This window comes from Vibrio sp. Vb1554 (assembly GCF_033344235.1).
The window spans coordinates 160,806-182,817 of record NZ_JAWPOJ010000005.1 but is presented as its reverse complement, the minus strand read 5'-3'; the positions used below and the strand labels follow the sequence as shown (position 1 = coordinate 182,817).

General features: G+C 44.9%; 22 protein-coding genes. 10 read left to right on the top strand and 12 right to left on the bottom strand.

Going from position 1 to position 22,012, the window contains the following annotated elements; translation table 11 throughout:
- Positions 1-95: 95 nt before the first annotated feature.
- Positions 96-1,352, bottom strand: coding sequence for an NAD(P)/FAD-dependent oxidoreductase (locus tag R8N28_RS06795; protein ID WP_033905157.1), 1,257 nt, complete (start codon positions 1,350-1,352; stop codon positions 96-98).
- Positions 1,353-1,461: 109 nt separating this feature from the next.
- Here R8N28_RS06795 and R8N28_RS06790 point away from each other — a divergent pair, with 109 nt between their 5' ends.
- The 6 genes from R8N28_RS06790 (at position 1,462) to R8N28_RS06765 (ending at position 7,984) form a co-directional block, all read left to right on the top strand.
- On the top strand, positions 1,462-2,463 hold the full coding sequence (locus R8N28_RS06790; RefSeq protein WP_065274418.1) for a 4-hydroxyproline epimerase: 1,002 nt from the start codon (positions 1,462-1,464) through the stop codon (positions 2,461-2,463).
- Between the two features lie 21 nt (positions 2,464-2,484).
- Positions 2,485-4,017 carry an aldehyde dehydrogenase (NADP(+)) gene (locus R8N28_RS06785; RefSeq protein ID WP_065274417.1) on the top strand — a complete coding sequence of 511 codons (1,533 nt, stop codon included), beginning with the start codon at positions 2,485-2,487 and terminating at the stop codon, positions 4,015-4,017.
- A 152-nt stretch (positions 4,018-4,169) separates the two neighbouring features.
- Positions 4,170-4,844 (top strand): GntR family transcriptional regulator, encoded by a 675-nt coding sequence (locus tag R8N28_RS06780; protein ID WP_005377862.1) that lies wholly within the window; start codon positions 4,170-4,172, stop codon positions 4,842-4,844.
- A 30-nt stretch (positions 4,845-4,874) separates the two neighbouring features.
- Positions 4,875-5,639 (top strand): transcriptional regulator, encoded by a 765-nt coding sequence (locus R8N28_RS06775; RefSeq protein ID WP_065274416.1) that lies wholly within the window; start codon positions 4,875-4,877, stop codon positions 5,637-5,639.
- A 358-nt stretch (positions 5,640-5,997) separates the two neighbouring features.
- On the top strand, positions 5,998-7,593 hold the full coding sequence (locus tag R8N28_RS06770; protein ID WP_053303156.1) for a S41 family peptidase: 1,596 nt from the start codon (positions 5,998-6,000) through the stop codon (positions 7,591-7,593).
- Positions 7,594-7,663: 70 nt separating this feature from the next.
- Positions 7,664-7,984 (top strand): hypothetical protein, encoded by a 321-nt coding sequence (locus R8N28_RS06765; protein ID WP_053350410.1) that lies wholly within the window; start codon positions 7,664-7,666, stop codon positions 7,982-7,984.
- Between the two features lie 72 nt (positions 7,985-8,056).
- Here the strand turns inward: R8N28_RS06765 and rlmF are convergent, their stop codons facing one another.
- Positions 8,057-9,184: a 23S rRNA (adenine(1618)-N(6))-methyltransferase RlmF gene (gene rlmF, locus R8N28_RS06760; RefSeq protein WP_065274415.1), complete on the bottom strand. Its 1,128-nt coding sequence runs from the start codon at positions 9,182-9,184 to the stop codon at positions 8,057-8,059.
- The gene (locus tag R8N28_RS06755; RefSeq protein WP_005377870.1) at positions 9,171-9,686 is read right to left on the bottom strand and encodes a M48 family metallopeptidase; all 516 of its coding nucleotides are present in this window, start codon (positions 9,684-9,686) and stop codon (positions 9,171-9,173) included. Before R8N28_RS06755 ends, rlmF begins: the two co-directional genes overlap by 14 nt.
- Positions 9,687-9,824: 138 nt before the next feature.
- On the opposite strand from R8N28_RS06755, the gene R8N28_RS06750 reads away from it, so the two are divergent.
- Positions 9,825-10,055, top strand: coding sequence for a glutaredoxin family protein (locus R8N28_RS06750; RefSeq protein ID WP_005377871.1), 231 nt, complete (start codon positions 9,825-9,827; stop codon positions 10,053-10,055).
- Positions 10,056-10,082: 27 nt separating this feature from the next.
- On the opposite strand, the gene R8N28_RS06745 is transcribed toward R8N28_RS06750, so the two are convergent.
- Positions 10,083-10,952 (bottom strand): LysR family transcriptional regulator, encoded by an 870-nt coding sequence (locus tag R8N28_RS06745; protein ID WP_017820887.1) that lies wholly within the window; start codon positions 10,950-10,952, stop codon positions 10,083-10,085.
- A gap of 106 nt (positions 10,953-11,058) precedes the next feature.
- Here R8N28_RS06745 and R8N28_RS06740 point away from each other — a divergent pair, with 106 nt between their 5' ends.
- The 3 genes from R8N28_RS06740 to R8N28_RS06730 all read left to right on the top strand — a co-directional run bounded on the left by R8N28_RS06740 (position 11,059) and on the right by R8N28_RS06730 (position 13,630).
- Positions 11,059-12,282: an MFS transporter gene (locus R8N28_RS06740; RefSeq protein WP_065274414.1), complete on the top strand. Its 1,224-nt coding sequence runs from the start codon at positions 11,059-11,061 to the stop codon at positions 12,280-12,282.
- A 90-nt stretch (positions 12,283-12,372) separates the two neighbouring features.
- On the top strand, positions 12,373-12,945 hold the full coding sequence (locus R8N28_RS06735; protein ID WP_005377874.1) for a DUF1415 domain-containing protein: 573 nt from the start codon (positions 12,373-12,375) through the stop codon (positions 12,943-12,945).
- 109 nt (positions 12,946-13,054) lie between these two features.
- Positions 13,055-13,630, top strand: coding sequence for a nucleoside triphosphate pyrophosphohydrolase family protein (locus R8N28_RS06730; protein ID WP_005377875.1), 576 nt, complete (start codon positions 13,055-13,057; stop codon positions 13,628-13,630).
- Positions 13,631-13,699: 69 nt separating this feature from the next.
- Here the strand turns inward: R8N28_RS06730 and btuD are convergent, their stop codons facing one another.
- The 8 genes from btuD to cobT form a co-directional block, all read right to left on the bottom strand.
- On the bottom strand, positions 13,700-14,467 hold the full coding sequence (gene btuD / locus R8N28_RS06725; RefSeq protein ID WP_082240145.1) for a vitamin B12 ABC transporter ATP-binding protein BtuD: 768 nt from the start codon (positions 14,465-14,467) through the stop codon (positions 13,700-13,702).
- On the bottom strand, positions 14,454-15,449 hold the full coding sequence (gene btuC, locus R8N28_RS06720) for a vitamin B12 ABC transporter permease BtuC (protein WP_005377877.1): 996 nt from the start codon (positions 15,447-15,449) through the stop codon (positions 14,454-14,456). Before btuC ends, btuD begins: the two co-directional genes overlap by 14 nt.
- 82 nt (positions 15,450-15,531) lie before the next feature.
- Positions 15,532-16,563, bottom strand: a complete 1,032-nt coding sequence (locus R8N28_RS06715; RefSeq protein ID WP_065274412.1) for a succinylglutamate desuccinylase — start codon at positions 16,561-16,563, stop codon at positions 15,532-15,534.
- Positions 16,564-16,837: 274 nt separating this feature from the next.
- Positions 16,838-18,634: a M3 family oligoendopeptidase gene (locus tag R8N28_RS06710; protein ID WP_054729866.1), complete on the bottom strand. Its 1,797-nt coding sequence runs from the start codon at positions 18,632-18,634 to the stop codon at positions 16,838-16,840.
- A gap of 128 nt (positions 18,635-18,762) precedes the next feature.
- Complete coding sequence (gene cobC / locus R8N28_RS06705) at positions 18,763-19,377, bottom strand: alpha-ribazole phosphatase (RefSeq protein ID WP_005389801.1); 615 nt, start codon at positions 19,375-19,377, stop codon at positions 18,763-18,765.
- Between the two features lie 11 nt (positions 19,378-19,388).
- Positions 19,389-19,922, bottom strand: a complete 534-nt coding sequence (cobU, locus tag R8N28_RS06700; RefSeq protein WP_065274411.1) for a bifunctional adenosylcobinamide kinase/adenosylcobinamide-phosphate guanylyltransferase — start codon at positions 19,920-19,922, stop codon at positions 19,389-19,391.
- Positions 19,919-20,725: an adenosylcobinamide-GDP ribazoletransferase gene (locus tag R8N28_RS06695; protein ID WP_065274410.1), complete on the bottom strand. Its 807-nt coding sequence runs from the start codon at positions 20,723-20,725 to the stop codon at positions 19,919-19,921. Before R8N28_RS06695 ends, cobU begins: the two co-directional genes overlap by 4 nt.
- Positions 20,725-21,768 carry a nicotinate-nucleotide--dimethylbenzimidazole phosphoribosyltransferase gene (gene cobT / locus R8N28_RS06690; protein WP_065274409.1) on the bottom strand — a complete coding sequence of 348 codons (1,044 nt, stop codon included), beginning with the start codon at positions 21,766-21,768 and terminating at the stop codon, positions 20,725-20,727. The genes R8N28_RS06695 and cobT overlap by 1 nt, the downstream gene beginning before the upstream one ends.
- Between the last annotated feature and the right edge of the window lie 244 nt (positions 21,769-22,012).

Here is a 22,012-nt window from a genome sequence, read left to right as displayed (position 1 = left end):
AGGCATCCGAGTACGGCTGTTGGACACCATTTTTGTTAAAATTAAGTTAACATTAGCACTTAATATATTTTATACAATATTTAATATTAAATTTTTCAGGCGAATCGTTGTAATGAAAAAGGTGATAGATCAATCGATGTCGGCTTTCCTTCGATAAGCTCTAAAAGGAGATCTGCCGTAATCGCCGCTTGAGTTAATCCAAGGTGTTGGTGGCCAAATGCCAGTAATACATTTCCATCCCAAATGCTATCAATAACCGGTAACGAGTCGACTGTTGAAGGCCGATTACCCATCCACTTTTCTCCTTGCTTGAGTGGATTTAACTCCGATTCAAACATCTCATCACCTAACTGAAAAAGCATTTCTGAACGTTTCATATTGGGTGGTGATTCTACATCGGCATACTCAACAGTGCCTGCCAAGCGTAGCCCGCCAGACATCGGAGTCATGATGAATTTTCTATCGGCAGAGCTAATAGGAAATGGCAGTACATCACGCTTGTCATCCACCATTAGGTGATAACCACGCTCGGCTTGAATAGGCACTTTGACTCCGGTTAGCTGCCATATCAAAGGCTTAGAATGTACACCAGCGGCAACAATGATTCGGTCAAATGAATGTGTTTGAGACTCAACCAACACATCACCATTTTTCTCCAACGCAGATACACCTTTTTGTAAAATCTTACCGCCAAGAGCTTCAAAAGCTTCACTTAGCTCAACACAGATCTGATAAGGGTCTAGCGTATGTCCTGTATCGGGAAAAAAGACGCCGACACGAACCTTATGGCTGAGATCAGGTATCCGCTTTCGAATCGCCTCTTGCGTCCAAACTTGATACGCCACACCGTTTTTGGCCAGTGAGTTAAGCGTACTTTGGTAGTCTTTAAACAGTTTCTCGTTTTCAAAAGTGAGCAATGAACCATTCATTTTTATTAGATGCGCTTTTCCGATTGAATCAAGCACGCCACGCCAACTTGCCACTGACCGCTCGTTAAGAGTTTTAATCGCGTTTTTTGCCTGCTCCGCGGCTGATGGCTTTGTTTGTAATAGAAAACGAATCATCCACCCGATAGTGCTTGGAATATCTTGCCAACGGATCGAAACCGGACTTTTGGGATCTAGCAGCATTTTAGGTAATTGTGGAAGCAGCGCTGGCGTTGCAAGAGGGAAGATTTGCTCAGTCGCGATATGACCTGCATTTCCCTTAGAGCATCCATTCCCCACGCCATTGGGATCAAAAATTGTGACTTGATAACCTTGCTGCTGCAACTTCAATCCAATTGATAAGCCAATAATCCCCGCACCTATCACGGCGATCCTTTCCTTTTTTGTTTCATCCTTGACCAACATAAATATGCTCCGAGTCACACTTGAAAACGCAGATTGTATACAATATATTTTACATTACGTTAACATCGCTATTGTTTAATTCAACCATTTTTTCAGCAAGGAGCGAAAAATGAGACAAGGAACTTTTTTCTGTATTGATGCCCACACCTGCGGCAACCCAGTTAGGCTGGTCGCAGGCGGTGTGCCTCCACTCGAAGGCAAGACCATGAGCGAAAAGCGCCAATACTTTCTTGAGCATTATGATTGGATTCGTCAGGCACTCATGTTTGAGCCTCGCGGACACTCAATGATGTCGGGGTCAGTTGTCTTGCCTCCTTGCAGCGATAACGCAGACGCTTCAATTCTGTTTATTGAAACCAGTGGCTGCTTACCAATGTGTGGCCACGGCACCATTGGAACCGTCACTACCGCTATCGAGAATCGCCTTATCACTCCCAAAAAAGAAGGCCGTTTGATACTTGATGTCCCAGCAGGACAAATCGAAGTGCACTACCAAACAAAAGGTGACAAGGTCACGTCAGTGAGGATATTTAACGTACCAGCTTACCTTGCCCACCAAGACGTAACCGTGGACATAGAGGGCTTAGGTGAGCTCACTGTCGATGTTGCTTATGGCGGAAACTATTACGTAATCGTCGATCCTCAAGAAAACTATGCCGGACTTGAACACTACTCTCCAGATGAAATTTTGATGCTTTCACCAAAAGTTCGCGAAGCGGTATCTCGAGCGGTTGAGTGCGTACATCCAGAAGATCCAACAGTATGCGGTGTTTCTCACGTGCTATGGACCGGAGAGCCCACTCAAGAAAACGCCACCGCCCGAAATGCTGTGTTTTACGGCGACAAAGCATTGGATCGTTCGCCATGTGGTACGGGAACAAGTGCACGTATGGCGCAATGGCATGCAAGAGGCAAACTCATTCAAGGGGAAGACTTTGTTCACGAAAGTATCATCGGCAGCCTATTTCAAGGACGTATAGAAGGCATTACCGAAGTGAATGGCAAAGCCGCTATTTTGCCAAGCATTGAAGGATGGGCACAAGTATACGGTCACAACACGATATGGGTAGACGATGAAGACCCATATGCGTACGGATTTGAAGTGAAGTAATAAGGATAGTAAGGAAGAATGATGAACCCACAAGAACCAACCACTTTTTACGCAGTCAACGCCTTTACTGGTGAGCCTCTACCTATAGCGTTTCCGGTACATGGAGAGCAAGAAGTTAATCAAGCCGCCTCAGCCGCCCAAAGCGTTGCGCGTGAGTTTCGCCAACTAAGCAATGCAAAGCGAGCGAGCTTACTTTGCTCTATCGCCTCTGAATTGGAAGTGAAGAGTGAAGAAATCGTTGCTCGTGCTCATTTGGAAACTGCCCTTCCCGAAGCACGTTTAAGCGGTGAAATAGGACGTACCGCGAGCCAATTAAGACTATTTGCCGAGGTTGTGAGATCGGGTAATCACCATCAAGCAATTTTCGATACGCCAAACCCAAACCGTCAACCACTGCCAAAACCAGATATTCGCCGTCAACAAATCGCAATTGGCCCTGTCGCCGTGTTTGGTGCGTCTAATTTTCCGCTCGCATTTTCTACGGCAGGTGGTGATACGGCTTCGGCACTGGCAGCTGGCTGTCCTGTGATTGTAAAAGGCCATACCGCCCACCCTGGCACCAGTCAACTTGTTGCAGAGTGTATTGAGGCTGCACTGGAGAAAGAGTGCTTACCGCAAGCCATCTTCACGCTATTGCAAGGCAACAAACGCGCACTTGGCCAAGCACTCGTTACCCATCCAAAAATTAAAGGGGTTGGGTTTACAGGCTCCGTCGGTGGTGGCCGTGCGCTGTTCAATCTAGCTCAGCAAAGACCAGAGCCAATCCCCTTCTATGGTGAACTAGGGGCGATTAACCCAACATTTATTCTCCCTTCAGCCATACGAGCAAACGCCTCATTGGCTGAAGAGTTTGTGGCTTCTATGACTTTGGGCTGTGGACAATTTTGTACAAAACCAGGCGTTGTATTTGTCTTGAATAGCCCAGAAACGCAAGCCTTTATCGAAATCGCTCAAGGGTTAATTCGACAACAATCAACGGCCACTTTGCTAACGCAAGGAATCCGAGAAACGTATGAATCCGAAGTGGATAAGCGAGCTTCCGAAACAGGCATTAACGTCACTCGTTCTGAACAAGCAGAAACGACCAATGTCTCACCAGCACTGTTCGTGACGGACAGTAAAAACTGGCGTGAAAACCCGCAATGGGAGGAAGAAATATTTGGTCCTCAATCGTTAATCGTAATCTGTGAAGATTTCGATGACATGTTGAAACTGAGTGATTCACTGACTGGATCGCTCACCGCAACCCTTCACGCTACCGCTGAAGACGAAGAACAAGCCAAGCAACTGCTTCCAAGTTTGGAAGAAATCGCCGGACGCCTTGTATTCAACGGTTGGCCAACTGGCGTCGAGGTTGGTTACGCTATGGTTCATGGTGGACCATATCCGGCTTCAACCAATTCTGCCTCAACATCTGTCGGTGCGGAGGCTATTCATCGTTGGTTGCGTCCGGTCTCTTATCAAGCTTTGCCAGAATCTTTATTGCCGGATTCATTAAAAGCGTCGAACCCACTGGGTATTCAACGCGCCATAGATGGCAGTGTGTCCCAATAAGATCAACAAATGGCTCAAAAAGGCATCAACTGATGCCTTTTATTTCACTCTACTTCTCAAAACCTTCTTTCCTAGTTGGTTTGTGCCAGAAAAACAATAAACTACTAAAGTAAAATGGATTGGATACAATATTAATTTCACGGGAGACTTCAATGTCACAGAAACCTGTTTTTAAAACGCGCACTCAGCTCGTTGAGGAAGCAATTCGAACTCAGATCTTGAAGGGCGAGTTAAAAACTGGTCAACCTTTACGTCAAGATGCGTTAGCAAAAGAGTTTAATGTTAGCCGAATTCCTGTGCGTGAAGCGTTAGTTCAATTGGAAGCACAAGGACTCGTTAGCTTTGAACCTCACAAAGGTGCGACGGTCACTGAGCTATCTCCAGAGAAAATCAATGAGCTATTTGAACTGCGCGCTGTCGTGGAATGCCACATTTTAGAGCGCGCGATTCAAAATATGACAGACGCTGACCTTGAACGCGCGCGCGAAGTTCGTGAACGTTTCGAGTCAGTAGTGAACAGTGGTGACGAAGTAGAAGAATGGAGCAACTACAACTACGAGTTCCACAAAGCCCTATATGCGCCAGCCAACATGCCTGAAACTATGGACGTCATTTACAACCTGAACACAAAGTGTGACCGATACATACGCATGCAGCTATTGTTTACTACAGGCATTAAAAAGGCAGAAGAAGAGCACTTAAGCTTGTTTGAAATGTGCCAAAATCGCGATATCGAAGGCGCCAAGTACCTGCTGAAAAAACACATTCTAGAAGCGGGCACAGCGATTCGAAACCTGCTGCTTGAAAGGCAAAATATCAGCCAGTAAACGGAATAACGAATAAGGTGGTGTTCAAGGATGAATGTTGGACCAAAGTTTTTACTCGCAGCGCTACGACAAAAGATTAAAGAAGAAGGGCTTTGCTACAATTCCTTGTCAGAGAAAAGTGGCATCCCTTTATCTAGTATTAAACGCCACCTACATAATCCAGCTTTAGGTTTGGATAAAGTACTTATTTATCTGAACTACCTGAATACCGATCTCGTCGAACTCGCAACCTTAGCCAACGAGCTTCAGCACCAAAACGAGCAAATGCTAACAGATGAAGAGAGCGCCCTTTTCGTTGAGCATCCTTATTTACTTGATTTTATTTATATGCTGACTTCTCGTGATATTAAACCGCAAGAGATAGCCCAAACTTACGGACTTTCTGATACAAGCTTACGATTCTATTTGCGTATCGCGGAAATTCTAGGATATGTCGAAAACTTCGGAGACGGCTTGTTTTACCGTTCTGGTCGTCGATTTATTATGGAAGAAGGTACGGCATTAGACACCTTATTCAAAGAGCGATTTCAACAAGATTCGCTTTCTCATGATATCAACCCAGGCGTATGTATAGGTCGCATTAGGCTCACCGAAGAGCAGAAAGTGCAAATAGAGGACGAGCTTTGTAATAAATTAGCGAAACTTAACGCAGTTAACACTTCCAACAATGAAGGTGAACTAACAAATATATTAATGCGCTGCACTCCTGGTTCTCAGATATTTTTCGCTGATGATTTACCTAACATTGACGGAAGCCTATTAAAGCTCGTCGCTCAACTCACTAAATTAAGTTAAAGCATCAGACAAATAAATCAAACAAACCCCTGATAACATCATATATCCCTACCAAACTATTGATTCAAAGCGTTTCCTGAATCTAATTCTGATTTAGCAAGCATCGCTTAGTCAACTAAGAACTTGTCTTAATTTCACACTTATTAATTGTCTTGTTAGATCTTTTGAAATAGACAGAAAACTTAAGTAATGACTCATTTAGCTTAAGGATAAAAGACAACTTTTTTACGTTATTTACCTCACACTATTTAACTATAAATTTGCAGACGAACAAATTAAATTAATACATTCACCTAGCTAATAAAAACAAAAGCAAAACACATAATTATAATTCTATTATTTATAAGGACATAGAAAAGTGAAATTTAAGTATTCTTTAGCAACGGCAGTCACTCTCGCATTATTACAAGGCTGTGGCGGTGGCGGCGGTGATAGCTCATCACCTACTCCATCCACTAGCAGTGCAAACGGTCCAACATGGAAAGTTCATGATTTTAGCCAATCGTCGAAAACGTTTATCAACCAATGTGAAACGCCCCGCGTCGGACTGGACCCATATGACAACTATGCCGCCTATCCAGATAAATTGGGCTCTGCATTACACGAAAAACTCTTTTTAAGAGCTTTTACTAACGAAACGTATCTATGGTATGACGAGGTTCCTGATAATAATCCAGCAAACTACAAAACTGTTACTGATTACTTCAATACGCTGGTCACCTCTGCTACTACCGCGACGGGTAAACCAAAAGATCGCTTCCATTTTACCGTCCCTTATGAGGATGATATGAAATCATCGCAATCCGGTTTAGTTGCTGGATTTGGTTTTAACTGGGCATTCCTACGTGGCGTACAACCTCGAGACGTTCGTATTTCCTACACTGAAGAAGCCTCGCCAGCTGATAGAAGCGGCATTGCTCGTGGTGATAAGCTTCTGAAAATCAATAATATTGATGTGGTTAACACCGGTAGTCAGTCCGACATTGATTTTATCAACAAAACGCTCTTTAACCCTGACATCAATCAAGATTACACCTTCACATTTGAGAGTGTTGACGGTCTAGAGAAAACCGTGACGCTTACCGCCTCTGATGTCATGACCTCTCCAGTTAAAAATGCCAAAGTGATTACACACAATGGTATGCGGATCGGCTATCTGCAATACAACTCCTTTGAACCAAGCGCTCAAGCCCCGCTTATTGAGGCATTCAGTACGCTCTCAGCAGAGAATGTTGACGAGATCGTCGTTGATTTACGTTACAACGGCGGTGGCTTAGTCCTTCAGTCCTCGCAAGTAGGCTACATGCTAAGCGGTGCTGGTCAGAACCGAGTCTTCAGTGAGTTGATTCATAATGACAAAGTGATGCGTACCATTAAAGATGGGGATAACATCTATCGCTTTACGAATCTAGCAATAGACTGGGCAGCACAGAAATATTCGGATCAAGTGCTTCCGACACTGAACAAAAAGCGCGTATATGTGCTGACTTCAGGAGGCACGGCTTCCTCAAGTGAACTGCTAATCAACGCTTTGCGCGGCATTGACGTGGAGGTTATCCAAATAGGTTCAACAACCACAGGTAAACCGTATGGGTTCTCACCAGAACAAAACTGCGGCACTATGTACTACACTATTCAGTTCAAGTCGGCGAACGAGAAAAAATTTGGCGACTTCGCTGATGGTTTTATTCCTACTCCAAAGAGCCAAATCAATACCGAGCTAGGCTTAAACAATAGAGTGGAAGGTTGCTGGGTCAATGATGACCTAACAAAACCATTAGGCGATCCGTCTGAAGGTATGCTTTCTGCGGCGCTAAACTACATGGAAACAGGAACCTGTCCGCCAGTATCCCCTTCAAGTTTCAACGCCATGCCGCGTAACATTTCATCTCCGGAGTTAAGCGATCTTCGCTCTCCGCTACGAACAGAGGCAATTCATGTTGAGATCAACTAACTTTTTACGAATGCTGATTCGGGTTGCGCTTTTCCTAGGCACTTCAATTTCTTTGATAGGATGTCAAGCTATGTCACAAGAACCCGTTGAAGCATTGAGTAAAAAGAACTCTCCGGAAACAGTCATAGAAATTCAAAACGCGATCGCAGAAATCCAAGGGACACCAGCACCTAGAATCGCAAATAACGTATTTGAATCCTCACCGCATTTGTTGATTGAAAAAGGACGAGTAAAAGGTAACAACAATCAACTGCTGGATGGCAGCTATACGGATCTTCCAGACCAATATACGTTGCAGATAAGAGGTGAAACCTGTGGCTTGTACTACGCCAAAACAGATACCTTTGTCACTCTCAGTTCACTAGATTGTGAGCCCATCATTAAGTTTTAGATCTCCCAAAAAGAGAAGCCCGCTGATATCAGCGGGCTTCCTACTTTATTGTTCAGTGTGAAACGGTCAACGTTACTTTAGTTCAATCCATGCTTTGCGCTGTTGCTTATCCATGTATGACCAAGCTACAAAGCGGCTCACTTTCTGTCCTTGGCTCATTTCAACCACACGAATGGCTTTCACACCCAATTTTTCAAGCTGCTTACGCATCGGGCGAACGTTGTCTTTTTTGGATATAAGGGTTGTAAACCACAAGACCTGCGCGGCAAAAGCTTGGCTTTCATTCGCCATTTTTCGGATAAACGCCGCTTCTCCACCTTCACACCACAATTCAGCGTTTTGACCGCCAAAATTCAACGCGGGCTTACTTGTCTTTACTTGTGCGGTTTGAGGTTTTAGCCCTTTCTTACGCTGGTTTGCTTTTAGATTATCGATTTTACGCTGGCTGCCCATAGCGGCATCTTCCGCCGAACGGTGGAATGGCGGATTACATGTCGTCACATCATAACGATCATTCGGTTGAATGATACCTCGATAAATATTGGCATCATTGTGTTGCTGTATCAGTGCAATTTTTCCCGTCAAAACACGATTGTGCTCTACGATCGTTTGAGCCGATTGGATGGATTTTGGATCGACATCGCTGCCCGTATAGTGCCAACCGTATTTTGTTACACCAACAATCGGATAAATACAGTTTGCTCCCACGCCAATGTCCAACGCTTTCACTTTTTGGTGCGCGTACTGACCTTTTACTTCACTATCAAGTAGTTCTGCCACTCGGTGAATGTAATCAGCGCGGCCCGGAATCGGTGGGCAAAGGTAGGTGTCGGGAATGTCCCAGAACTCGACACCATAATACGCAGCAAGCAATGCTTTATTGAGCATTTTAACAGCATTAGGATCAGAGAAGTTTATGGAATCTTCCCCTTTCGGATTTTTGATAACGAATGGCTTTAACTGTGGTTCACTTTCCACGAGTTTTTTAAAATCGTAACGACCTCGATGAACATTACGCTCATGCAAACCATTCTTCGCTATTTTTATGAACTCGACTTCGCTCTTTCCTGCAGGCTGAGGGGATTTGCGCGCAACTTTGTCTTTAACACGCTTCGGCTTGTCTTTATTCGCGTCTTTCTTCTGAGCCGCCATTGAAGCCTTTGGCTTTGCTTGCTTCGCGTTGTGATTATTGTTCTTCATTCAAATTCGCTTTTAAATCGAGATAAATCATAAACAAACGAGCATCAAATTCGAGTTGGTGATACTCAGGCTCCATGTAGCAACATAACTGATAGAACGCCTTGTCGTGGTTTTTCTCACGAGTATGTGCCAACTCATGTACCACCAGCATCCTTAATAGTGGCTCGGGCGCATCTTTAAATACATTGGCAATGCGAATCTCGTTTTTCGACTTCAGCTTACCGCCATGGTTTCTACTGATTACACTGTGCAAACCAAGCGCGTTGTTTACCGCGTGAATTTTCTTATCGTAGACAACTTTACTGATTGGCGCGGCTTTCTTCATGTAGCGGTTTTTGATTGCCATGGCGTACTCATAGAGCGCCCTTTCGCTTTTGATTTGGTGCCTATCGGGATAACGCTTCTCGAACCAAGGAACAAACTTGCCACTCGCTATCAATGAGCTCACCTGCTCTACGATGTTTTGTGGGTAGCCTTGAATGTATCGAAGTGACGGATGCATAGAATTAACGTCTGTTATGACAAAACAAAGGCGCTCAATATACCTGAGATAAAGGACAGTTTCACCTTAGCTTTCGCCTTTCATTTATGGTGAAAGGCCGTTAAACTTCGCCTCCCAATGATAATGGAGAGAAACTCAATGAAACGTGTCGTCCTTTACGTCAAAGACAAATGCCCTCACTGCAAAGATGCTCAACGTTATCTGGATTCGAAAAATATTAACTATCGTTTGTGCAATGCAAAGATGCAACGCGGTCGCAAAGAACTTGATGCGCTTGGTGCTCGTTCAGTGCCAGTTTTAAAAATTGGTGATCGGGTAATGATTGGCTGGAACCCAAAGAACTTCGAGAAGATGTACAAAGGCGACTAGTGCTCGGACGATGAATCTGCGCTGCGTTTAAACGTAGCGCTTGATAAAGTCGATAAACGTTCGATCTGCTATTGATAAGTACCCCTGCTTGCGCCAAGCAAGTGCCAGATCCAGCGTCACTGGTGGTTCAAACGGTAAGCCAACAACGCCCGACTCATGTTGAGTCACCAATTCCAGTAACGCGGTAATCGCAAACTCTTGTTTTACAATACTCAAAATCAAAGGCAGTAAGTTGGTCTCGAATGATGACTTCATGGTAAACCCATGCTCCTCACTCACCTGATCCAAAAATTCGCGGTGAAAATAGCCATGCTGAAACATAACCAAATCGTGTTCAAAGAACTCATCAAAAGTAAGAGCGTGTCGCTGGGCTAACTCATGCTCAGGTGAAACAACTGCGACCATTTGGCTAGTAAATAAATGATCAGTTTCTAGGTCATCAGGCACGTTATCACAACTGATCACACCGATATCGAGTTGACCATTAAGCAGCATACGACGAATCGATTGAGTCCCAGCTTCGACCAAGGTCAATTTTAATTCCGGGAACTGGCTTTTAAACGCCATCACAATTCGTGGAAAGAAATAACTGCCCATCATTGATGGCGTCCCGAGTCGTACTTCGCCTTTCGCTAAACCTTTCAACTCATCAATCGCGAGCTGCGCGTCGTGCAACTGTTGAATCACCCGCTTGGCATGTATAAGTAGCGTTTCGCCCTCTTTCGTTAAGCTGATTTTTTTATCATCACGGCGAAATAGGGTAACGCCCAAAGACTGCTCAAACTTTTTGATAGAAATGCTTAATGCGGGCTGGGCAATATGTAGGGCTTTCGCCGCATGGGTAATGTTTCCGTGTTCAGCGACCGCCAGAAAATGTTTAAGTTGTTTCGATTCCATTAGATCAAAAATATATGGTGTCCATATTTTTAATATATTTTTTTAATTTATAACGAACTGATAGATTGATCACAGTCTCTCCATTTGCTCACATTAGGCAGGATTCATGGTCAGTTTTGGCACACCGGAATACAAACGCATTACGCTCTCGCTAGCGCTTGGTTCCTTTTTGGTTTTTTCAAATTTATACCTACTACAGCCAATGCTGCCCACTTTTGCCCAAATTTTTACGATCTCAGAAACGCAAGTGAACTGGTTATTTGCGGCCTCAACACTCGCTCTCTCTTTTAGCCTCGTTCCAATGGCTGTGTTATCAGAATCAGTGGGACGAAAGCCAGTCATGATGGCTGGTCTGTTTTCGATTCCTACCCTTTCCGCTTTGATGCTGTTTGGTGACTCATTTCTGTTTTTGGTGGTATGTCGAGCACTGATCGGTGTCGCGCTCGCAGCTTTTGCTGCGGTCGCCGTGGCTTACATGGCAGAAGAGCTCGACAAGCACGCTTTCTCGATGGCAATTGGAACGTACATTGCGGCTAACTCATTAGGCGGTATTGCAGGGCGTATTAGCGGCGGCTTATTGGCGGACAATTTCAGTGTTGATGTCGCCATTGAAGTTATGATAGTGTTCACTCTTCTTGGTGTCATTGGCGTTCACTATTTATTACCAACACAGCGCAACTTCACCCCGTCATCAAGCAGCTTGCGCCATCAAAATCGTGCGCTTATTGGTCATTTTAAAAACCAACGCGTGTGGTTCGCGATGCTGATAGGAGGACTCAACTTTGCTTTGTTCGTCAACCTTTACTCCGTCATGGGTTTCCGTCTGGTGAGTGAACCTCACAATGTGCCCGTCGGGTTGGCCTCACTGATCTTTATTTGTTACTTGGGAGGGACTTTCTCCTCTCGTTGCGCAGGCCACTGGAGTAAACGTTATTCATCAATCCTCGGTATGTTCTTAGGCGCGATAGTAAGCATGACGGGGATGTGGATTGCGGCGGTTGAAAGCTTGACTGCAATGCTATTTGGGTTGTTGCTGATAAGTTTTGGTGCCTTCTTTACTCATACCCTCGCCTACGGTTGGGTCGGTCAGAACGCCACTCGCGCCAAAGCCACCGCGACAGCGCTCTACTTAGTACACTACTACGTAGGCGGTAGCTTAGGAGGATTCTTACTTCTTTATTGTTGGCAGCATGATGGTTGGTCGAGTGTTCTTATGGGGGGAAGCGCCGTCTACCTAGCGATGTTTGCTGCGATTGCGTATTTGAAACACATTGCCGAAAGAAAGCACACTGACCAAACACCTGACGCTGCGAGTTTAAAGAGTAGCTAAGGTACGCTCACTTGCGTAATACCTCTCTGGTTACTTGGATAACCAACTCTGCTATGCTTGCGCTACTTTAATAAAAAACCAGAAAGTCGTATGTCAACGCGTTCAACACAAAACACAGATATCGAAGCGATCACTCAACAGGTCGATCAATGGCTCAACGATGTAGTAATCGGTCTCAACCTTTGTCCGTTTGCTGCCAAGCCGCAACGTAATAAACAAATCAAAATCTTTGTTAGTGAAGCGACTCAAGAAGAAACGCTTCTTGAAGATATTTTATTGCAACTGATTGAGCTGAGTAACACAGAGCCCGAACAACTTGAGACCACGTTGGTTGTGGTTCCCAACATGCTACAAGATTTCTGGGACTACAACTTTTGCATAGATTGGGTTGAAGGATTAATTAAGCAGCAAAACTGGGAAGGTATTTTCCAAGTAGCGACTTTCCATCCTGATTACTGTTTTGGCGGCGCAAAGCCTGAAGACGACGAAAACCTGACCAATCGTTCTCCTTACCCGATCTTCCATTTGATTCGCGAAGAGAGTATGGAAAAGGTACTAAAACACTATCCTGATCCTGAATCCATTCCCGATACAAACATCGCTCGTGTTTCCTCCCTCTCAGAGGAAGAACGTAAAAAGCTGTTCCCTTACCTATTTCGTTAAGCACCACCATTCCCAAAGGCAGATTTATCACCAGTTAGATGCAATGCCCTTGGGGTTCAAAGTGCGGTTTGGTATCATTGCCGCTTCAATCGATTCAATGGAAATTAGAATGCAACTGTCAAAGCTAACCCAAGAGATTTTTGATCACTTATACCGTGATATCACCGAGTTCCGTAGTACGTTCGACTTACCAGTCGCAGACGCTGCAAGCCTTGATACGCAAGCAGACACACTACACACCTCTTTGGCGATCGAAGAGCTAACAGAGCTAGCAGAAGCAGATTGTAAAACTGAGCAAGCAGATGCCATCGTAGACAGCGTGTATGTATTAATGGGCCGTCTCGTTCATCTTGGCCACAGCAAAGTAGAAGACAACCTAGCGATCAGCTACTTAATTGATCTTCTATTAAACGTTGCAGTAAACCGTGGTATTGAATTTATTCCTTGCTGGGATGAAGTGCACTCAAGCAACATGAGCAAAGTATGCCGTAACGAGCAAGAGTACTCAGAAACAGAAGCATTCTACGCAGAACAAGGCATCAAGTTGATGGCGGTGCAGAAAGGTGAATACATCATCGCGAAATGCGCCGAAGATTTCGTATCGGAAGGTAAAACCATTCGTAAAGGCAAAGTACTCAAATCTGTTTACTACCGCCCAGCAGATCTAAAACCGCTAACTCAGTAAGCGTTGAGTTTGGCTTTCTCGATTAAAAAAACGACCTCAAGTAGGTCGTTTTTTTATTGTCCCTAAATACTAATCAAAGATTAAATAAGGTTGCTCATCTACGATGACCTTTTTGACTTGAGTATTGAACACTTCCCCGAGAGCTTCTTCCGTTAGCACAGTATCGGCACTTCCTGATGAGTGCAGCACACCGTTGTTAAGCAGCAATACTTTATCTGCGTGCTTTAATGTGCGATTGAGATCGTGATTAGCAACCAATACTCCAATTCCCTGCGCCGCCATAGCGTTAATCAATTGATAGAGCAGACCCTCTTGCGCAATATCTAACGGTGCTGCTGGCTCATCCAAAATTAAAAACTGCGAAAAAGGATTAATGGTACGCCACACCTGCAAACATACACCTGCTAATCGGACACGCTGCCACTCACCACCGGATAATGTTTGAATACTGCGATGAAGCTTATCTTGCAGTTGTACCAGCTCCACCACCATATTCACGGCATCACGCACTTTGATATCCGCAATCTCAGCACCACTTGGCAGAGATAAAGCGAGATACTGAAACACATCAACATTAAACGCTGGGCGCGATTGCTGACACAAATAACCTCGAACATGAGCTTGCTCTGACAACGGTAAAGTAAGCAAGTTTTTGTTGCCAACGTACACTTCACCACTCATACCCTCTCGGTGACTTAACGTACCAGAAATCGCAGCCAATAAAGTGCTCTTACCGGAACCATTAGGCCCAACTACATGTACGATTTCGCCAGCTTTGCATTCAAAAGAAAGAGGCAATAATCGACTACCAACCGACATATGTTTAACGTGCATCATGACTCTTCACCAGCATCCAGATGAAAATAGGTGCGCCAATCGATGTTGTCATGACACCTAAAGGTAACTCTGCGGAGTCCAATAACAGTCTTGCGCCGATGTCAGCAAATACAAGCAACGCAGCACCAGATATTGCAGAAAGTGGCAATAAATAACGGTTTTCCGTACCAAAAGCCAAACGCAACAAGTGCGGCACCACCAAACCAACAAAACTGATGATGCCACCCAAAGCGACTGAACTACCCACCAAAACAGAAATGGCGAGGATCAGTTTCCAACGCATTTGATGCACATCGACACCCAATTGGGTCGCATGAATCTCACCCAGCATCAATCTATCAAGCGATTTGCCTTTACAACATAACCAGATGAGCACCGGTAACATCACCAAGGTAACGGTATGTTGATACCAACTCGCACCGCCAATACTGCCCATTAACCAATACATCAGTTGGCGTAAGCTAAGATCATCACTAAAGTAAAAAGCCCACGTCACAATCGCGCTCGATAAAATACCCAATGCGACCCCAACCAAAAGCAATCGAGCCGTCGTCAGGTGCATTGCCCTTGCTATCGCCACCAAAACAAACGTGAAGACCATCGAGCCTGCAATCGCTGCCAACATAAAAACAATCGGGGTAGGAAGAACAGGTGACGCGAACATGATTAAGACCATTGCTAAGCTTGCACCACCAGATATACCGAGCACGCCAGGTTCAGCCAACACGTTCCCAAGCAACACTTGTAACGTCGCGCCAGATACCGCTAACGCAGCACCAATAATTGCCGCAGACACTAACCTCGGTAAACGCAAGTCCACCAATAACTTCTGTTCAAATGCAGATAAGGATTGAAAAGGAGAAAGGAAAATTTCTCCGACCATCAAGTGAATGGCAGAGAGTACAGCGAGCACGATCGACATAACCATCAGGTTACGTTGCCAGCGTCGTTCCTTGTTCAGGATAAGTTGTTGAAAATCCATAGCGGCCGATAAAAACAAACGAGGCTTAACCTTACAGTTAAGCCTCGGTAAATTGCAATTAACTTCTCAAAGCAATGTTGGATTAATCGTAAACCAACTCACCCTCTTCAAAACGGGTTTTCACTTCACAAACCATCAGAGCTGCACGTTGACCTATTGCGACGTGGCGGTTCGGGAAGACAATCGCTTCGTTTTCATTCTTCGCCATTAATGGTTTGTCGCCATCATGACCAAACACTTCGCCGTGAACAAATGAGGTGAAGTTTTCAACATTGTCGTCGAACATAAAGTCAAAGTCTTCGTTCAAACGAACGATTGTGCGACTTACGCGATACTTAATGCATGGTTTTGGTAAGTGTTCTGGCTTCGTTTCCGCAATCAAATTACGTAAAGACAAATCAAACGCGGTCAGTTTATCGAGGTCATTTTCACCGATACGAGCCACACGGCCAAGCTCCATTGTGAGAGCCTGCGCACCAAAGTTCTCGGCACTGTACCAGCTAAACGTGCTCGATGGTGAGTTTGACAGGAGCACTGCTTCAATGTGTGCACTGTCCAAGAAATCGATCAATGCTTTGCTGCGCACAGGATGACGAGTCTTAGGACTTACTGCAAACGTATAGTGCTTCGAGCCTCTAATCGCGCAGTGTAAATCAAGGTGCCAGCGTGTTGTCGGGTCGGTATCCTGATAAAAATCTCGAACAAGCAGCTTAAGCGTATCGGCGATAACAAGCTCTTTTGTCTGTTTGTGTTCTTTTTCGTCAAACAGACGGTTGAGGTTTTCTTCAAGGAATCGCGTGTGCGCCAGAGTGGACTCTGGGTGAGCGATAATGAACAGACAACGGGTATCGACCGTCTGGAACCCAGATTCTATGTCTTGAATAATGGAATCCACCAGCTCCATCGGTGCGGTTTCATCTCCGTGAACCCCACAAGATATGATGATGTTCTTCGTATCCTGAGTATAATAATTCGCAGGGATTACTTCTAATACACCACGCTGATAGAGTTTAAGTTTTACACCGTTAGAAAGCACCTGCTCCGCTGGTGCAACATCAATATGAACATCTAACGTGTCAGTTAAAAACGATTGGCGAAAGAGAGACTTCGTCATGCGTTACTCCTTAATAGCACGGCGGATATGTTAATAAATTGTACAAAGGATTTTTGTTGCTGCGATCTCACTTATGAGTAGAAATCACTATTTCCCTCGAAAATCCGATGCCTTTTCGCGCCAGGCACTCAAATCAAGCATTGAGGCGTTTAATTTTCAAACAATTACAAAGTGTTAGGGCTGTGAACTTTACCACAGCCCTGATTAAGATCATTATGATTTGATCAAATTTTTGTAGCTATAAAGCAGATTATGCATCAACACTGCGAAAAACTTAGCCGCGCTGTGCGAGCAAACGCTCAAACTCATCGACTTTTTCACGCACTAGCTCAACACTCTGCTGCCAAAACGTTGGCTGGGTTAAATCCATCGATAGGTGCTTTTCGACGACATCTTCCGCCATCATGCAGCCTGTATCGCGCAGCAAATTGATGTAATCGGTGTAAAACGCTTCGCCTTTGTTTTCTCGCTGTGCATAGATACCCTTGCTAAACAAGAAACCAAATAGGTATGGGTAGTTATAAAAGCTCACGCTATCAATAGAAAAGTGCAGCTTGCTTGCCCAGAAGTACGGATCCGGTTCGCTCATTACGTCGCCATACCATTCTTTCCAAGTTTCTGACATCAACTCACAGAATTCATCTGCGGTTAACTCTCCATCCTGGCGGCGTTCATAGAACGATTTTTCAAACTCGTAGCGAACCGGAATGTTGATCATTAAAGCTAGCGCAGATGACAACTCTTCCCACAACATCTCGAGCTTTTCATCAACGCTCTCCGCTTTCGAAATCAAATGATCACGAACGATGTTTTCTGCAAAGATAGAGGCGGTTTCTGCTAACGTCATTGGGTAGTAAGTTTGGCAAAGTGGCAAATCACGAATAACCCAGTTATGGAACGCATGGCCAAGTTCATGTGCCAGAGTCATAAGGTCTGACCGACTGCCACTCCAAGTCATAAACACAAGTGGTGTTCGCGTTGCTGGCAGTTTGGTGCAGTATGCGCCAAGACGCTTGTTAGCATTTGGCGCGGCATCAATCCAACCATTTTGTACCATCAAACGGACAAACTCCGACATCTCAGGGTTTACTGTTTCAAATGCTTCACAAATAACATCAATCGCTTCATCAAAGTCGTAAACCTTCGCTTCACCGCTCAAAGCAGGCATAGCCGCCAGATGATTCCAAGGTTTCATCTCATCCAGACCATGTACTTGCGCCATCAATAAACCCGCTTTCTGACCAATAGCTCGACTGTCTTTGGCTACGGTCATCATCGCATTTAAAGTTTCAGCTTGGATTCGGCTACCATGCAAACTCGGCTCTAGGAAGTGAACTTCACGCTTCGTAGAACGCTTTTTGTTTTCAGTTAAGCGCCATCCTGCTAACGCATTCAAAATCGCAGCGAATGATTCTTGGTGCGTTTGCATTGCATCTTGTACGCCTCGCCACGCGGCTTCTTGACGCTCGAATTCAGAACCATAAAGAATGCTTGCCGCTTGAGAAAACCCAAGCTCTTCACTATTACCATCTGTGTACTCAAGCTTCACTTTCAATGAGCCAGTCAGGTTATCGTATAGGTTACCCCAAGCCGATTTGCCATCCACACTCATCGCAGCCAGTAACTGTTCTTCTGCGTTGCTAAGACGAGTATCCGCCAACTTTCTAGAATTCAAGATAGAAAAAGCTTGCCCACTGATATCAGGATTCTCATGGTCTAACACGCGCAAGATAAACTCTTCGTCGGCATGCGTTAGTGTCAAATCAAAGGGACTGAACGCTTGGGAAAGCTCCGAAAAGATGCGGGTCATTTTACCAAGTAACGATTTCGCTTCGGCGTTTGTTGCATCAACAGAAGCATAACAACTCGCAAAATTTGCAACTGTACCCGCTAAACGACTCGCGGCTTCATTGGTCAAAATCGCATTTTGCATGATCTCTACGTTGCCACAATCTGCTGATTGTTTATTCAAAAGATCAATACATTGTTCCACAAGAGCAATATCGTCTTGAATTCGTGGGTCAGAAAGGTCGTTATAAACGATGGACAAATCCCAACTCGGCGTTGTCATTTCTATATTTCCTTTTTATGTAACTGAGTCAATTTTCGCTTCCTGCACCTAGCAGATGGGCTTCTACTGACATCTTCCGTGACTATGCCCGTAAGCAATATCGTTCTGGGCATTTTAATATTTATAAATTAACGAGTTAAAAGAGGTACGCCAATCGAACGCACCGAGGCGTAAATTTGCTCATCTATGGTAACTGTTACATGCGTGACAGAAGCGTTTCCTATCGACAACGTCGAATACCACTTTGGGTTACGCCAATCTAACTCCAATACATGAGCAAGAATCATACGAATGACGCCACCATGCGTGACGATAAGTAGATTGTCATTGATATCGTTGATGATTTGAGACCAAACGCGACATATGCGCTCAGAAAATGTGCTTAAGCTCTCAGCATTCGGCAACGTATGTTGTGCTGGCGATTGCCAAAAAGCATCTAGCTTTTTCCACTGCTCAGTGAGCATATCAAAAGGCATACCATCAAAATCACCAAATGCCATCTCTTGTAAAGACTCATCCGTCATTACTGGTAATAATTGCTGTTCAGCAATGATGTTTGCCAGTTCTTGACAGCGTGAAAGCGGAGAAGAAATTATTCCACCCACACCTCGTCCACTCTCGGCCCAAGCCCGAGCAATACTCTCTTGATCAGCAGGCGTAACTTTTACATCTGTTTGGCCATGGAGTCCTGGTGGAGCGTCTACTTTTCCATGACGCACAAGATAGATATTGAGTGTTTTCATTTTGTTCCATCCTACTCTTTAAGAACCAACGGCAAACCAGCAGCAACAAAGGTAACGCGATGGCAAACACTGGCTAGTTTTTGATTCATCCGTCCTGCATTATCCACAAAATAACGACTAACCGCCCCCAAAGGTACAATGCCCATTCCAACCTCGTTAGAGACGAATATTAACGTCGCATCTGAGCCACGTACCACCTGTATAAGCTTTTCAATTTCTGCTTCTAGCTTCTCATTGGAACATTCATCACCTAACTCAAATATCCAATTGTTGAGCCACAAGGTTAAACAGTCGATCAATACAACATCGGTGATAGCGAAATTTGTCAGTAACTCAGATAAATGAAGGGGGCATTCATGCTCTTGCCACTCGCCCCCGCGTTGCTTTTGATGATGCGCTATTCGCTCTCGCATTTCTTGGTCAAATGGCAGCGCGGTTGCAACATAGTGTAATGATCGATGAGAAGCGACCGATAATTGCTTAGCTGTTTTTTCTGCCAAATGCGACTTCCCAGAGCGCGCGCCACCGAGTATCAATTGCTTCATGAGGAGTGATACAACCCAATCATAGTGAGATAAATAAGCAGTTCCGACAACTGTTGCGCTGCGCCAAGGCAATCCCCCGTAAAGCCGCCAATTCTCTTGGTTAACCAACGTTTGAACATCAAACGAAATACCACGAGAACAAGCGATATCAAGATCGCATCCGCGATACCAAGCACAAGCAATGTTACGCCACCAGTAAACAACAAAATGGAGACTTCTAGAGAAGACTGGCGACTTGCTAGCGGTTTACTTTTCGACGTATCACTGTCACTGACATAAGGCATGTCATAAATAAGCGTCGCTGCTAGTGCTCGGCTTGCGGTGTAAGCGACGACAATGACCAACCAAAAGTGCGGCAAGTTAGCCAGTTCACTCCAAAAAACATACTTAGCCAATAACGCCATAATGAGAGTGGCGGCACCATAAGTGCCAATACGACTGTCTTTCATAATAGAGAGGCGTCGCTCTACGGTCATGCCACCGCCAATGCCATCCGCCATATCGGTCAAGCCGTCTTCGTGAAAAGCCCCAGTTAACAATAAGCTAAACACCATCGTTAATACTATGGCAACCGACTCTGGGAAAAAAATTGAGGTGAGCGAGAATACCAAAGCGCAAAGTGCTCCAAGCACGAGACCAACTAACGCGAAGTAACGGCCTGCCTGATTCATGCGTTCTTCACTGTAAGGCAACGCTTGGCGCACGGGTAAGCGGCTAAAAAAACTGGTAGCTAATAGAAATAACTCCCACTGGTATCTTAACGATGACGGCGTGACTTTCTCAGAATTATCAGGGACTGACACTATACTGTAACTCCTGCACTCTCGAAGCTCGCCATTTTGTTGTAAAACTGAGCGGCAGCTTTTAACAGAGGCAAGGCAAGAGCGGCTCCTGTTCCCTCCCCTAGCCGTAAACCAAGGTCGAGCAGAGGTTCTGCTTTAAGATGTTCCAATACAAATTTATGTCCATTTTCTTCAGAGCGATGGGCAAACAACATGTATTCACGCGTTTCTTCGTCTAACAACGTCGCAATATAAGCCGCTACCGATACGATAAACCCATCCACTAAAACTGGAGTTTTAAGCCGCTTGGCTTCTAAAAAAGCGCCCACCATTTGTACGATTTCAAAGCCCCCAACCTGTGCGAGAATCGCTTTGGTATCAAGACCTCGACATCGGTTTACCCCCTGTGCTACCAGTTTATATTTGCGGCTCAACTGCTGTTGATTGATTCCGGTGCCAACGCCAACACAATAATCAATATCTAATGAGCTCAGCGCCGATAACAGTGCTGAGGCCGAACTGGTATTACCGATGCCCATCTCGCCGAACATTAAGAGGTTTGAACCATGCAAAATGGTATGCTCAGCAATCTTCGCACCATATTCTAAACCTAACGCCACTTGTTCTGGGGACATCGCAGATTGTTTAGAAAAATTAGCCGTACCGTTACCCAACCGTTGTTCAACCAAGTTGGGATGGGATTTAAATTCTGGAACCAGCACATCAATAGGAGCCAACATGCCGCAATCTATTACTTTGAGTTGAATGCCATCAATGTCGCAAAAACAGTTGATGGCTGCGCCGCCAGCGAGAAAGTTAGCCACCATTTGCTGAGTGACTTCGCTTGGCGCAATGCTCACACCCTCCTCTGCAACGCCGTGATCTCCAGCAAATACCAGCATGCTCGGTTTGCAGATAGCGATGGAATCAACTGGCTGAGGTTTATCCTGACTTTGAATAAGAGCTAACTGCAGTGCCACCTTTTCCAATAAGCCTAAAGAACCGACGGGTTTGGTTTTGTTATCTATGCGTGCTTGTATCTCCGCAGCAAAAGAGTCATCCATTTTTTACGTTCCTTTGATGTTGTCTGGGTGAGAGGTGTTCTGTTGTTCAAGAGGTCTTGTTCAGCGACAGTTTTTGCGCGCCCCACTATTGTATACACTTGCATCCAATTGGGGCAGCGCTAATCAAGTTTATCTCAGGATAGTCTGCCGAGTTCGCAGAGCGTCTCACCTTTCTTGCACGATATTATAAGTAACTCGTTGAAATCCGCTACAATAGCTTAGACTATGTTCCCATATAGGAGAA